Source organism: Kitasatospora sp. NPDC086009, assembly GCF_044540385.1.
Taxonomy (GTDB): Bacteria; Actinomycetota; Actinomycetes; order Streptomycetales; family Streptomycetaceae; genus Kitasatospora.
In genome coordinates, this window is record NZ_JBITSA010000004.1 from 198,465 (window position 1) to 212,417 (window position 13,953).

12 protein-coding genes are annotated in these 13,953 nt (G+C 72.2%); 6 read left to right on the plus strand and 6 right to left on the minus strand.

Annotated elements, in window-relative coordinates; all coding sequences use genetic code 11:
- Positions 1-33 precede the first annotated feature (33 nt).
- Positions 34-996 (minus strand): quinone oxidoreductase family protein, encoded by a 963-nt coding sequence (locus ACIF6L_RS12815; RefSeq protein ID WP_396489238.1) that lies wholly within the window; start codon positions 994-996, stop codon positions 34-36.
- Positions 997-1,158: 162 nt separating this feature from the next.
- Positions 1,159-1,659 carry a hypothetical protein gene (locus ACIF6L_RS12820; protein WP_396489236.1) on the minus strand — a complete coding sequence of 167 codons (501 nt, stop codon included), beginning with the start codon at positions 1,657-1,659 and terminating at the stop codon, positions 1,159-1,161.
- A gap of 267 nt (positions 1,660-1,926) precedes the next feature.
- On the opposite strand from ACIF6L_RS12820, the gene ACIF6L_RS12825 reads away from it, so the two are divergent.
- From ACIF6L_RS12825 to ACIF6L_RS12835, 3 genes are all read left to right on the plus strand, one after another.
- On the plus strand, positions 1,927-3,096 hold the full coding sequence (locus ACIF6L_RS12825) for a serine hydrolase domain-containing protein (protein ID WP_396489234.1): 1,170 nt from the start codon (positions 1,927-1,929) through the stop codon (positions 3,094-3,096).
- 99 nt (positions 3,097-3,195) lie between these two features.
- Complete coding sequence (locus tag ACIF6L_RS12830) at positions 3,196-3,492, plus strand: hypothetical protein (RefSeq protein WP_396489233.1); 297 nt, start codon at positions 3,196-3,198, stop codon at positions 3,490-3,492.
- Positions 3,489-4,292 carry a methyltransferase domain-containing protein gene (locus tag ACIF6L_RS12835; RefSeq protein WP_396489231.1) on the plus strand — a complete coding sequence of 268 codons (804 nt, stop codon included), beginning with the start codon at positions 3,489-3,491 and terminating at the stop codon, positions 4,290-4,292. The genes ACIF6L_RS12830 and ACIF6L_RS12835 overlap by 4 nt, the downstream gene beginning before the upstream one ends.
- Positions 4,293-4,370: 78 nt before the next feature.
- On the opposite strand, the gene ACIF6L_RS12840 is transcribed toward ACIF6L_RS12835, so the two are convergent.
- Positions 4,371-5,378, minus strand: coding sequence for a phospholipase (locus tag ACIF6L_RS12840; RefSeq protein WP_396489229.1), 1,008 nt, complete (start codon positions 5,376-5,378; stop codon positions 4,371-4,373).
- 1,034 nt (positions 5,379-6,412) lie between these two features.
- Between ACIF6L_RS12840 and ACIF6L_RS12845 the strand changes: the two genes are divergently transcribed.
- Together ACIF6L_RS12845 and ACIF6L_RS12850 are read left to right on the plus strand one after the other, a co-directional pair.
- Positions 6,413-7,054 (plus strand): DUF5134 domain-containing protein, encoded by a 642-nt coding sequence (locus ACIF6L_RS12845; protein WP_396489227.1) that lies wholly within the window; start codon positions 6,413-6,415, stop codon positions 7,052-7,054.
- A 287-nt stretch (positions 7,055-7,341) separates the two neighbouring features.
- Complete coding sequence (locus ACIF6L_RS12850; protein WP_396489226.1) at positions 7,342-8,826, plus strand: tyrosinase family protein; 1,485 nt, start codon at positions 7,342-7,344, stop codon at positions 8,824-8,826.
- 259 nt (positions 8,827-9,085) lie between these two features.
- Here the strand turns inward: ACIF6L_RS12850 and ACIF6L_RS12855 are convergent, their stop codons facing one another.
- The 3 genes from ACIF6L_RS12855 to ACIF6L_RS12865 form a co-directional block, all read right to left on the minus strand.
- A complete protein-coding gene (locus ACIF6L_RS12855) occupies positions 9,086-9,808 on the minus strand; it encodes an aspartate/glutamate racemase family protein (protein WP_396489224.1) in 723 nt (240 codons plus the stop codon).
- Between the two features lie 243 nt (positions 9,809-10,051).
- The gene (locus tag ACIF6L_RS12860) at positions 10,052-10,333 is read right to left on the minus strand and encodes a hypothetical protein (protein ID WP_396489223.1); all 282 of its coding nucleotides are present in this window, start codon (positions 10,331-10,333) and stop codon (positions 10,052-10,054) included.
- A 279-nt stretch (positions 10,334-10,612) separates the two neighbouring features.
- Positions 10,613-13,084 carry a PKD domain-containing protein gene (locus ACIF6L_RS12865; RefSeq protein WP_396489221.1) on the minus strand — a complete coding sequence of 824 codons (2,472 nt, stop codon included), beginning with the start codon at positions 13,082-13,084 and terminating at the stop codon, positions 10,613-10,615.
- A 509-nt stretch (positions 13,085-13,593) separates the two neighbouring features.
- Here ACIF6L_RS12865 and ACIF6L_RS12870 point away from each other — a divergent pair.
- Positions 13,594-13,905 (plus strand): NIPSNAP family protein, encoded by a 312-nt coding sequence (locus ACIF6L_RS12870; protein ID WP_329485390.1) that lies wholly within the window; start codon positions 13,594-13,596, stop codon positions 13,903-13,905.
- Positions 13,906-13,953: the final 48 nt, after the last annotated feature.

Here is a 13,953-nt window from a genome sequence, read left to right on the forward strand (position 1 = left end):
GGCTCCCATCGAAGCGGATCCGGCCCGGCGGTGTCACGGCAGGAGCAGCAGCTTGCCGGTGGTGCGGCGGGATTCGAGGTCGGCGTGGGCGCGGGCCGCGTCGGCGAGCGGGTACCGGCCGCCGACCCGCGGGGTGAGGCGGCCGGCCAGGACCAGGTCGAAGACCTCACCGGTGCGCCGGACGAGCGCCTCGGGGGTGGCGACGTGGTGGTGCACCACGGGATAGGTCAGCAGGATGCTGTTGGGCAGGTCGGTGGGCCGCAGGGTCGGGACGCCCATGAAGGGGCCGTAGTAGGCGTGCACGCCGTGCGGGCGCAGGGCCAGTTGGGAGGAGCGGAAGGTGTCGGCGCCACCGCCGTCGTAGACGACGTCGGCGCCGCGTCCGCCGGTCAGCTCCTTGATCCGGCCCTCGAAGCCGCCGCCGGAGTGGACCAGGACGTGGTCGGCGCCGGCCTCCTTCGCGGCGGCGGCCTTCTCCTCGCGGGAGACCAGGCCGATCACGTCGCCGCCACGGGCCTTGACCATCTGGGTGAGCAACTGGCCGACGCCGCCCGCCGCGGCGTGCACCACGGCGGTGTCGCCCGGGCCGATCGGGTAGGTCTCGGTGCTGAGGTGGCTGGCGGTCAGGCCCTGCATCATCAGGGCGGCCGCCGTCTCGTCGTCGACGCCGTCGGGTACCTTGACCAGGGAGTCCGCCGGGACGGCGAGCAACTCGGCGTAGCTGCCCGGGTGGTAGAACCAGGCCACCCGGTCGCCGACGGCGAGGCCCCGGACCCCGTCGCCGAGCGCGGTGACGTACCCCGTGCCCTCGACGCCGAGGACCGTCGGGGCCGCCCAGCCGGGACCGCCCTGGGTGCGGGCACCGATGTCCATGTAGTTGACCCCGGCGACCCCCAGGCGTACCAGTGCCTCGCCGGGACCGGGGGTGGGGTCTGGCAGCTCGGTCCAGTGCAGGACCTCGGGGCCGCCGTGCTTCTCGATCCGGATCGCGTGCATGGTGCCGCCTCTCTGCAGGGCTTCTTCGTGAGGGAACGGTCAGCACGTTAGGCGGCTCAAAATGGACCGGCAAGTCCAAAATCCTGGCTGGGAAGGCCGGTTGGCGACTCCCGGGGGCCGTGGGGCGCTCGGGCCGGACCGGGTTCGGGTTCGGGTTCGGATTCAGGCCAGGGTGATGGTGAGGGCGGAGTCGTCGCGGCTGAGGTGGTCGATCCGGAGCTCGCCGGAGGCGCCGGTGTAGTCGCCCGTCCCGCCGGTGATCGCGAAGGTGTGGGACCACGGCTGGTAGCCCAGCGCCACCTCGGTCACCGCCGGAAGCGGCCGCTCGAAGGCACCGGCGGCGGTGAGCATCCCGTCGGTGAGGCGCAGCGCCACGGTGGCCAGGACGAGGGACCCGGTCGGCCCGACGGTGATCGGCAGGCTGTGCGCGCTTTCGGTGCCGACCGGATTGTCGTCGGTGTCGCGGAGTTCGTAGTGGACGAAGTACGGTGCGCCGGCGGTGAGGACGCCCGGGATGTCGGCCGCCGCTCGCCTGCCCTTCAGGTTCAGGGTCGAGGCCCGTCGGCTCGCCCTGGCGGTCCCGGTCGCGCCGAGGGTCGCACCCATGCCGACTGCTGCCGCGGATGCCACGCGCAGGGCGTGCCTGCGGTCGATGTTCGTCATCACGTTCCCGATGCCTGGTGGGGTGGTGGGCGGACGCACGAGCGGTGCGCCCGTGTCCCGGTGGACACGGCGGCTGCTTTCCCCGTTCCGCGCGGTGCCTACCCCGACCTGCCCCGGATCCCCTCGAACGGGCTATGGAGCGAACCGGAGGGTGCGGGGTGGGGACAACCCCCGTACCAACACGGGCGTCAGCGGGATGGGCAGCCGGTGCGGCGGCCCGGCACGATGAGTCAGGACGAACACGGGCAACGAGGACAGGAGCAACCAATGAAGGTACGTACGGGGGCCGCGGCAGTGTGGGTGGGGGTGTGCGTGGTGGCGGCAGCGGGCATCCTCCCGGGGGCCGCGGCCGCGGCGGACCGCCCGGCGGCCCCACCGGCCGGCCTCAAGGCGGCCCTGGAACAGACGGTCGCGGACGGGTTCCCGGGTGTCGTGGCGTACACCCGGAACGGCGAGCGGGAGTCCCGCGCGGCGGCCGGGCTCGCCGACACCGCGAGCGGCGAGCGGGCCCGGCCCGACCAGCGTTTCCGAATCGCCAGCAACACCAAGTCGTTCGTGTCGACGGTGCTGCTGCAACTGGAGGGCGAGGGGCGGCTCTCCCTCGACGACAGCGTGGAGCGGTGGCTGCCGGGCACGGTCCGGGGGAACGGCAACGACGGCGCGGCCGTGACCGTCCGCCAACTGCTCAACCACACCTCGGGCATCTACGACCCCACGACCGAGCCGGCGTTCTTCGCCCCCTACCTGGAACACCACGACCGGGACTACGTCTACACCCCGCGGGAGGTGGTCGCGCTGGCCGTCCGGCACGCGCCGCTCTTCGCCCCCGGCACCGACTGGGCGTACTCCAACACCAACTACCTGCTCGCCGGGCTGGTCATCGAGGCGGTCACCCATCGCAGCGCGCCCGCCGAGATCCAGCGGCGGATCATCGCGCCGCTCGGCCTCAAGGACACCTCCTTCCCGGTGACCGACCCCGACATCCACGGTCCCCATCTGCACGGCTACGACCTCGCGGGGCACGATGTCACCCGGTTCAGCCCGTCGTACGACTGGACCGCCGGCGCCATGATCTCCACCGTCGACGACCTGTCCCGGTTCCACCGGGCCCTGTTCGCCGGCAGGTTGCTGCGCCCCGCCCAGCAGCGCGAACTCCTGACCACGGTCGACTTCCCCGACAAACCGGCCTACGGACTCGGCGTGCAGCGCCGGGACGTGGAGTGCGGCACCGAGCCGGACACCAGGCAGGTCGGTACCTGGGCGACGGACGGCGGCGGCCCCGGCTACACGAGCGTGTCCCTCACCACCGTCGACGGTGAACGGCAGCTCGTCCTGGCCGTCAACCTCTACGACCTCGGTGCCGACCTCAAGGGCGCGCCGCCCGTCCCGCGGAGTACGGGACTGATGGAGGCGCAGACGGCCGCCCTGTGCGGCTGATGGCCCGACAGCTCGGGGTCGACCTCCCGTCACCCCCGGGGCCGGGCAGTCGGTTACGAGCTCCGCCCCGACGCCCGCCCCCGGCTCGACACCGCCTGCATGACCTCCGATCACCTCGGCGGCAGCGTCAACTCCTGGCTCGGCGTCCGGGTCTACGGCCTCGCCGGATGGCCGGCCGTCTGCGCTCTGGTGGCGCTCCTCGCCGCCCTCGCGCTGGCCCGCCACCTGGCGCCGCCGCTCCGCCGTCGCGGGTCGGACCGGGCCCCCGGAGCGGCCGCACCCATCGTGGCGCGCTCCACCGACGAACGCACCGCCCACCTGGCTGGCGGCCGGCGGCCGGCGAGCGGAGCCGGTGCGGGCGCGGGTACAGGCGCAGGTGCCACAATCGCCCCATGAGTGAGCACGGCACCGACCACGGCTACCTGCTGGACAACAAGCAGGCCGAGGCGGGCGTTCGCTTCGGCGCCCTCGCCGAGCTGTTCGACCAGGTGACGTTCCGGCACGTCGACCGGATCGGCATCGGCCCCGGCATGCGGTGCTGGGAGGTCGGCGCCGGCGGACCCTCCGTCCCCCTCGGTCTGGCCGAACGCGTCGGCCCGACCGGTGCGGTGGTCGCCACCGACCTCGAGGTCGGCTGGACCAGGGACATCGCCGGCGGCGCGATCGAGGTGCTGGTCCACGACGTGGCGGCCGATCCACCGCCGCCCGGCGGCTTCGACCTGGTGCACGCCCGGCTGGTCCTGGTGCACGTCGCCGACCGCGCCGAGGCCCTGCGCAGGATGGTCAGCGCGCTGCGCCCCGGTGGCCGGCTGCTCCTGGAGGACGCCGATCCCGCGTTGCAGCCGCTGCTCTGCCCGGACGAGTCCGGTCCCGAACAGCGGCTCGCCAACCGCTTGCGCACGGGGTTTCGCACCCTGATGGCGGCGCGCGGCGCGGACCTCGCCTACGGGCGGACCCTGCCCAGGGTGCTGCGCGAAGCCGGCCTGGAGGACGTGCGGGCCGACGCGTACTTCCCGATCACCTCACCGGCGTGCGCCGTACTGGAGGACGCGACGGTGCGGCAGATCCGCCACCGTCTGGTCGAGCACGGGCTCGCCACCGACGAGGAGATCGACCGGCACCTGGCGAACGTCGCCACCGGGCGGCTCGACCTCGCCACCGCTCCGATGATCTCCGCATGGGGACGCCGCCCGTAGTCCCGCCCGACGGCTGTCGGACCGGTCCACGGGCGGCGCCGGTCGCGGGACCGGGGGCTCCCGGCCGCGACGGTCCCGCTACCGGAAGAGGCGGTCGCCGGCGTTGGCCATCCGGTGGGTGCCGCTGTGGCGGTTCACCCAGTCACGGATCAGGTTGACGGCGTTGGCGCACTGCCAGCTGTTGTCGTACTCGCGCACCCCGGTGAAGGCGCCGTAGCCGGCGATGATGCCGTCCACGCGGGCATCGCCGAGGAGCTTGTCGACGTACCACGGGTCGTTGTACGTGGTCGTCCAGGACAGCGTGGCCGCGAGCCGCCCGGCGGCCCGGTCACCGGCGCCCTTCTTCAGCTCCGCGCAGGTGTTGTAGGTGGGTTCCGTGCAGTTGCCGAACCCCTTGGTGATGTCGGAGTCGCCGTAGTCCATCGCCCGGTGCCCGGCCGGGAATCCGTTGCCGGACCGGTTGAAGGCACCCTGGACCTGGTCGCGGGTCCCGGTCGAGGTGATGCCCTCCAGCGGGCCGAGCCTGCCCGCCAGGCTCTGCCAGCCCCGGCCGCCGACGTCCGGGGTGCTGCCGCCGTGGTACTCGAAGAAGCCGTAGAGCACCTGGATCCCGGCGGCCGTCAGCCGCTGCGCCTTGTCACGCAGCCCGGCGACGCTGCACGTACGGTTCGGCTGCTCCCCGCAGTAGTTCGGGTCCTTGATGTCCAGCCAGACCAGGGCGAGCCGGCGTCCCGCGTCGGCGTTGGAGAGGATACGGTCGATCATGCTGTCGAAGCTGGGGCCCAGTCGGTTCTCACCGGCCGAGGAACAGTCGTGGTAGGCACGCCATTCGTTCGGGTTCCACCACGCGCAGACGTCGATCTCGATCGCGTTGGCGCCGTGGTTGAGCGCGGCGTCCACGCCGTCCAGGGTGTCGACCCGGTGCGCGATGGCGTAGATGGCCTGGCGCTGGTCGACGGCCGAGGCCGCGGGGGCGGCCGGAGCGGCGGTCGTGGTGGGGGCCGCGAGGGCGGGTGTGGCCAGCGCGAGCAGCGCGGCCAGGGCCGCGGCCGTGGCGCGGAGGGAGCGGCGGACGGACAGCTTCATCGGTAGGTCCTTTCTGTGCGGGATCCGGCCCAATTGTCCCGTGCACGACAATGAAGGGGGAGTGTATTCTCGGCCAACTTCGTGCACGTACTTGCTGTGCGGGTATCGACTGGCTCCGAGGAGGCGGCGGGTCTTCGATCCCCCCAAGGACGCCAGGATCGTCCAGGTGAGGATCACGGTCGTCAACACCGGGCCCGCGACCTCTCGCTCTACGGATCGGGGACGCCCATCGTGAAGGACGCCAAGGGCAATCTCGTCTTCTCGGGCCCACCCAGCTGACCCGAGGCACCGCGTGACGGGGGGCTGCTCCCGTCACGGGCCCTCCGGCGATCCCTCGCGGGCGCCGGTCGAGCGCGAAGAGCGCGATGCGGTGCCGCTCCAGGCCCACGTCGAGGATCGTCACAGTGAGGAGGCCGCCCCACCTCGACGACGTCCTCGGGCCGGGCTGCCGGCGGCTCTGCGAGCTGGTTGTCGTGTGTACCGGCCCCTCGATGCCGTCTTGGCGGTCCTCGACGCGGTTGATCATCGCGGTGAAGCCACCGATGTCCACGAACGTGACGCCGAAGTCGGCTATCCCGGTCACCGTGCCGGGTGACGACCTCCACGGTGCAGGGTCTTCAAGACGGCCCAGTCCCGGTCGCCGGGGGTCGGGTCGGTCCGCCACCGCGCCCGGACGACGCCGTCGCCGGTGCCCTCGCCTGCTCGCGCTACCGGCCGGTGGGCGTGCACTGGTGCGCGTCTCGCCCGGGCTGGGTGCGGGCATCCTCACCTACTGGGTCATGGCCGTCCGTGGTGTCGCCGCTCGACTGCGAGTGTGCCCGCGCGCCAGGTCCGGGAACCGGTGGCCGGGCAACGCTCCGTAGTCGATGACGCTCCGTCAGTTCGGCTGCATCGCAGCCCCGGTCACTCCCTGTTCCCACGGTCGAGGGGGCCGGCGGTGAGCGCCGGCCGGGCGGTCCCGTTTCCCCGTGCGCCCCGCCGCACCGCGGCCTACCGTGGAGATGAGGGGTACGGCCATGGAACGGGGGTCTCCCGTGCAAGAGCCCGTGATCGCCACCGCCCTGCTGATCGCTCTGACCGGCTGGTGTGCGGTCCACTGCGCCCTCGCCGCCGCGGGGCGCGGCTGTCCGGACCGCCGGCTGGAGCCGATCGAGTTCGTGACGGCCCTCGCCATGGTCGCCATGGTGGCACCGGCGGCGGACCCGTTGCCGCGAGTCCTGTGGGCCGCCCTGCTCGCCGCGGCCGCGGCCTGGCCGGCGCTCCTGCTGGCGGGGCGGATGGGCCGTCACCACCGCTCGGCCCCGATCGGCGCCCTGCGTCACTATCCGCACCACATCCTCAGCGCGGCGGTGATGGCCGCCCTGGTGCTGCTGATGGCACCGGCGCAGCACCACGCGGGCACCGGCCACACCGGTGGCGGTCACGGGGGCGGCCATGCCGCGGTGCCGGAGTGGGCCCTGCTGGCGCTGGTCGCCTACTTCCTGGTCCACGCGGCCCGCGGCGCGGGCACGCTCCTGCCGCGCCCGGCCGCCGGGGACCGCCCGCGGGCGGAACGACCGGCAGGGCGGCCGGCCCGTGTCCACGGACCGGCCGCCCTGACCTCATCCGACCTGGTCGCCGCGCGGCGCACGGTGATGTCGATCGGCATGGCCTACATGCTGCTCGGCATGAGTTGACGGCGGGCCGTCCGGTGACCGGGTCACGCACCGTCGCGGCGCACCGCCAGGAAGCTCGCGGTCTGCCCGGCGGGGCCACCCGAGTGCGGCTCCTGGACTGGTGAGGCGGATCGGGCACCTCGTTCCAGGGTCCTGCGGGCGCCCCGTGCCGCCCACCCGCTGCTCGTCCGGACAGCGGGCCCGGTTTACCTCCTCGAAGGCTTGTGGACGAAGCACCACGGGGCGGCCGCCGCCGCCCCGGGAATCCGGGCCGCCCGGCCAGGCGCCCGGCCCACCCTAGGAGTGACATGTCGAACGGAACGTTCATGCGAAGAGACGCCAGCAAGATGGCCGAGTGGGATCCGGTGCTGTACTGGTACGCCCGCGCCGTCGGAAGGATGCAGCAGCGACCCGCCACCGAGCCGACGAGCTGGGTCTTCCAGGGGTGCATCCACGGCATCCCGCCCACCGTCACGCAGACGCACGAAGCCTTCAGCCAGTGTCCGCACGGAGGCTGGTTCTTCCTGCCGTGGCACCGGGGCTACCTCTGGTACTTCGAGCGGATCATCCGGGCGGCCATCAAGGAGATCGCCGCCGAGGAGCACATCACCCCCGACCCCTCCACCACCTGGGCCCTGCCGTACTGGGACTACGCGCTGGACGCGCCCTCCGCCACCCCGCCCTCGACCTTCACCTCGCGCGCGCTCCCGGCGGCGTTCCGCAGCCCGAAGATGCCGGACCGCCCGGGCGGCACCACCCTGACCGTCGACAACCCGCTCTGCCTCCGGGACGACCTGGAACCGACGACCGAGGCGGAGTTCTGGGCCGCCCCGCATCGCGCCAAGGACAAGAACAGCGCCCGTCAGGTCCTCCCCTACGTGGACCTCAACCCCTTCAGGGCGATGAGCGAGACGATCTTCGCCGCCACGAAGAGCCGGACGCCGGTCCAGCCGACCTTCGGCAGCGAGGTCAGCTACACCGTCATGCCCCACTTCCAGCCCGGCTTCGGCGAGCTGGAGAACGTCCCGCACAACCAGGTCCACGGTGGCGTCGGCGGCTGGATGGGCCGGGTGGAGGGCTCCGCCCGCGATCCGATCTTCTGGCTGCACCACGCCAACCTCGACCGGCTCTGGTCGGGCTGGCTGGACAAGGGCAACCAGAACCCGGACCACACGTCCTGGCTGGACCACGCGTTCATCTTCTTCGACGGGAACGGACAGGAGGAACGGCCCACCAGCAAGGTGGTCATGGACGACGCGCGCGACTACGCGTACGAGTCGCTGACCGACGGGTCGGGCACCCGGCCGGTGATCCTGCCGCCGGTCCAGGCCCCACGGGCGGGCGAGCGGGTCCTGGCGGCCTCCGTCGCCAACCCCCGGCAGCCGCTCGACGTCCGGGCGGCGACCACGGTGTCCCTGGAACCGAGCGGCGTCGAGGGGGCCATGCGCTCGCTCGCCGCCCGCGACGAGCCGCAGACCAACCTCATCCTCACCGTGCACGACGTGTACACCGAGATCCCGCCCGGGACGCCGTTCCACGTCTTCCTCAACGGCCCCGGCGGCGACCTCGACCCGGAGGGCCCCTACTTCGTCGGCTGGATCTCCTTCTTCGGCATGGCCGGCGCCGGCGGGCACGACGCCAGCTACGACGTCACCGAGCAGGTCCAACGCCTCAAGGACCAGGGGCTGATGCCGGACGGTCCGCTCACCGTCTCGATCGTGCCGTCCATCCCGCAGCCGGCGACGAACATCCCGCAGCCCAGCTTCGAGAGCGTCAGCCTCACCAGCATCTGATCGCCCCCGTCCCGGGAGCCCCGGCGAGTCCGCCTCGGCGCGTGGATCGTGCTGACGCGGAAAGCTGCGCGAGTTGCGCAAGCACGTCCCCCCTTCGCCCGGCACTTGTCGGCCGCCGCCCGGGCCCGGGCCACGTCGGCGGCGAACGTCTCCTCTGCGTAGGGGTGTTGGAAGGTCCCGCCTCTCGTAGGTCGTTCGTTCGCTCGTCTCTGCGCGGGGGAATCCCGCCCGCGATCCCCGCACTCCGTCTCGGCGGTGGTCAGCGGGATGCGGTGGGTCCCTCGTGCCGGGTGCCGGACAGCGCTGCGTGCACGGCGGCCGCCGCGTGGAGTCGCGCGGTGGGGAAGACCGGGACGGGGCTGTCCTCGGAACCGATGAGGAGCTCGATCTCGGTACAGCCGAGAATGATCCCCTCCGCACCGTCGGCGACCAGGTCCGTGATGACCTTCCGGTAGGCGGCGCGTGACTCCTCCCGCACGACGCCCAGGCAGAGCTCCTGGTAGATGACGTGGTGGACGATCGCGCGCCCGTCGGCGTCCGGGACGCGCACATCGAGTCCGCCGGCTTCGAGCCGGCCCCGGTAGAAGTCCTGCTCCATGGTGAACGCGGTGCCCAGGAGACCGACCCGGCGCAGGCCCGACGCCCGCACGGCCGTCGCGGTGGCGTCGGCCAGGTGCAGCAGCGGGATGGAGACCGCCGCCTCGACCCGGTCCGCGACCTTGTGCATGGTGTTGGTGCAGATCAGCACCATGTCCGCGCCGGCCGCCTCAAGCGCCCGGGCGGCCGCGGCCAGGATCTCGCCGGCCTCCGTCCAACGGCCCTGCACCTGCAACCGCTCGATCTCCGCGAAGTCCACCGAGTAGATCACGCACCGCGCCGAGTGGAGTCCGCCGAGGCGCTCCCGCGTGAACTTGTTCAACAACCGGTAGTACTCCGCCGTCGACTCCCAGCTCATCCCACCGATCAGGCCGATCGTCCGCATCGCCACATCCTCACATCGACTCGGAGCGGCATCGCGGCCGCCGCGCGGTGCCTAGTCATAAGGAATACAGCATGGCAGACGCAGATGTATAAGCTTCCCTTGGCTGTCGTGAAGCCCCCGACGCAAAGGAGGCGGAGGGTATCGTGACGCCTGCCGCTGGAGGGCAGAGTTGGGCCGATCAGGCCTGCCGGCGAGGAGTCCTGACGTAGCGTCAGTAACCCGCAACGTCTTATGTGTTGCCGGTCAGCGGGCCCGCAGGCCGTCGAAGACCACTTCGAAGATCCGCTGTTGGGCCGCCGGTTCGGTTCCGAGGAGTTCCATCGTCGTACTGGCGCCGGCGATCAAGGCGATCAGCTCCGGCAGGCGCAGCTCCGGGCCGACCGCGCCGGCCTGCTGCGCTCCGGCCAGCAGCGTCCGCGACGGTCTGATCGTCCGCAGCCGGGACTTCCACGACCACCTCGCCCTCGTCGTGGCCGCCGACGCCCTGCCGCGGCTGGTGGCTGCTCGGCGCGGCCGGCAGGCCACCGGCTCTCCGGGGGCGTGACCGGCGGGCCTCGGCCAGGTAACCCGCCACCGGACCAAGCGTCAGCATCCCGGCGGCGGCGCCGTCGGGTTCCGCTCCGCAGCCGTCACCACGACAACGGCCCGGGGCGCGAGAACCTCGCGCCCCGGGCCGTCGAACTCCGGGCCGTCGAACTCCGGGCCGTCGAACTCCGGGCCGTCGAACTCCGGGCCGTCGAACTCCGGGCCGTCGAACTCCGCGCTGTCGAACTCCGGCTCACCGGAGTCCGGTTCAGCCGTAGGTCACCCGTAGATCGTGAAGCTCACGTCGGCCTGGCCCGCATACGCGTTGCTCAGGGTGAAGAGACGGGTGCTCGGACCGAACACACCGAACGTCGTCCGGCCCTTGCCCAGCCAGTCGCCGACCACGGGGAGGTCGCCCTTGACGCCGTAGGTGGCGGTCGACACGCTGCCGTCGTCGTGACGCAGGATGAACAGGTTCGGGTCGCCCGGGTTCCGACCGGGGCGGAACAGCCCGAACTGGGCGTGGCCCACGCCGTCCCAGTCGCCCACCACCGGGAGGTCCCCGGCGTCGCCGAAGGGCATCGTGGTCACCGAGCCGTCGTCGTGCCGGACGGCCAGCGTGCCGATGCTCGGGCGGTAGATGCCCAGCTGGTCGTGCCCGTTTCGGTCCCACGCGCCGACGGCCGGGATGTCGCCGGGGTCACCGAACTGCACGGCGGAGACCGAGCCGTCGTTGTGCTTGAGGGCGAAGGTGCCGGTGCTCGGGCGGTAGATGCCCAGCCGGCACTGGCAGGCGTTGTCCCACGCGCCGACCACGGGGACGTCGCCCGGGCTGCCGAACATCCAGATCGTGCCGGCCTGGGCCGACGACTTCTGGGTGGACAGCGCCCAGCGCCCGTTGTCGAAGAGGCCGAGGTGGGTGCTGGGGCCGGCGAAGCTGCCGGTGAACGGCACGCCCGCCAGGGGACCGTGGACGTACTGCTGCACCGACGCGCCGGCGGAGCGGCCGTGGTCGTCGGTGACGGTCTCGGTCACCGTGTAGGTGCCGGAGACGGCGTAGTCGTGCGTCAGGCCGTTCGGCGGAGCCGAGCCGTCGGTCGCCACGGGGGCGGATCCGTCGCCGAAGTCCACCGTGTAGCGGCTCACCGGCCAGGGGCCGTCGCTCTTGTCCGTGACCTTGATCCGGGCGACGGTGTTGTCGTCCTGGGCGACCGACAGGCGGGCCGAGATGGGGCCGGCCGGAGCGATGTTCACCGTGCTGACCGAGGTGCGGGTCAGGCCGGTCTCACTGGTGGCGGTGAGCGTCACCGTGTAGGGACCGGCGGTCGGGTAGTCGTGGTCGATCTCGACGGTTCCGGGGTTCGCCCACACCGGCTGGCTGCCGTCGCCGAAGTCCAGGCGAGCGCCGGCCGGGGCCCAGCCCCCCGTGTAGGCGTAGCCGATCCGGGCCTGCAGCGGGTGCCCGGCGCGGGGGTAAGGCGTCGTCCAGACGGAGGCGGACATGGTGTCCTGGAGCTCGACCGCGCCACGGTCGACGAAGCCGGTTCCGGTTCCGGTGTCGGCGATCTTCGGGTGGTCGGCCCGCGGGCGGCCATAGACATCGCTGTCCAGCATGCCGGGCGCGGACTCGTCGGCCGCGTCCGTCACGCCCTGGGCGGCGACCGGCGCGTACTGCACGACGCCGAAACCACTGGCGCGGTACCCGAGCTGGGGGTCGGCGCCGTAGTCGTGCGCGCCCTGGCCGGTGGCCTTGAACGCGTACGGGTTCGCGTAGGTCGCGCCGCCCCAGGAGTACCCGGACCCGCCGATGGCGGGCGCCACGACGTTGTAGTCGGCCTTGGTGCCGGCGGTCGAACCCGCCGACACCGTCAGGTTGGCGTACGGCGACTGCAGGCCGTTCGCACAGGAGAAGGCCGGGAGCTTGGAGATGATGTTGTTCTCGACCGTCGCGCCCGAGGAGTTCCCGGCCAGCGACAGGTCGCTCCCGCAGTTCTGCGCGAAGGTGTTGCTCACCACCACCGTGCCCGGGGCATCGGTGATCAGCACGCCCTCCGCCGGGTTGTTGGTCACCTGGTTGGTGGTGATGACCGTCCCGGTGACGCCGGCGTCGACGGCCACACCGGCCGTGCCCACGTCACTGATGACGTTGCGGCTCAGCGTGACGGCCGTGCTCCGGCCGACGATGCGCACACCCGGGGCCGCGTTCGGGTACGCGCGGACGCCGTTGGAGACGGGGTTGCCGGCGGCCACGCTGTTGCGGTCCAGCACGATCCGCTCGGAGTCCTGGACGAGCACGCCCTCCTGCGGGCCTCCGATCCCCAGGCCGGTCACCGTGACGTCGTGCACACCGGCGAGGACGAAGCCGTGCGGAGCGGGCTGCGTACCGGCGCTCCAGGATCGCACGCCGACCGGGACGGTCCCTGACAGGTAGACCAGCTCACCGCTGAACGTGATCGGCTTACCGGGCAGCCCGGACCGCCTGACAGTGACCTGTTCCTCGTAGCTGCCGCGGCCCGGCGCGATCCGGACGGTCTGACCCGGCTGCGCCGCGTCGGCGGCGGCCTGGATGGTGCAGTACGGCTGTGCGCTCGTGCCCACGCCGGTGTCCGAGCAGTTGGCGTGGGAGGCGTTGTCGACGTAGAGCACGCCGGAGTCGGCGGAGTCGGCGTGGGCGAGCGGCGGCAGTACGGCGCCGGCGACCGCGGAACTCGCGACGGCGACGGCCAGGCCGACGCGGCGTCGGATGGGCACAGTGGGTCTCCTTGGGAGTGATGTCTCGTTTCGCGTCGGTTTCGATGGAGAGTGTGCTCGAATCGTGCCGACGGCGAGACGATCATTATCCAAGAGGCCTGTGACAACACTGCACGGGGGTGCCTCGACAACGGAGCCCCCGCGCCGCCCGCCGTCACCCGGCCGCACCGGCTGCGCCGCAGGTCAGACGGGGGAGCGACGCGGTGACGCTGGCGCAGCGGCCCGCACTCGTCGACGAGGACGGGCGGTGCCGACAGGAACACGCGGCCTCACCGCCCCGGGATGCCTTGGTCCATGACGTCCTGATCCACTGCACCGTGATCGCCAAACCACCCTCCTCTTCCCGCTGGAGGATAGGGGACGATCGGACGGCCCGAGTCGTCGGCCGATTCCGGGCCCCCGGCCCCCCGGGCGTCGGCCGGCAGCTTCAGCTCGTGGGGGCGCTTCGATCTGGTCGAGGACATCGCCGCCCGTTGCGTTCGGGTCCGCGCGGCCGCTTTCATGGGGGCATGATCACCATTCATCTGAAGTACGAGATCGACGCTGACAAGCTGGCGGACTTCGAGGAGTACGGCCGCCGCTGGGTCGGGCTCGTCAACCGGTTCGGCGGGACGCACCACGGCTACTTCCTGCCGAGCGAGGGAGACAGCGACATCGCCTACGCCCTCTTCTCCTTTCCCGGCTTCGCCGCGTACGAGCGGTACCGCACGGACAGCATGACCGACCCGGAGTGCCAGGCGGCCTTCGAACTGGCCCGGAGCACCGGCTGCATCAAGCGGTACGAGCGCCGCTTCCTGCGCCCGCTGGACGTCACCTCCTAGGCCGAGGCAGGGGTTTGAACCGGCTGCCCCGGACGCCAGGGCGATCGG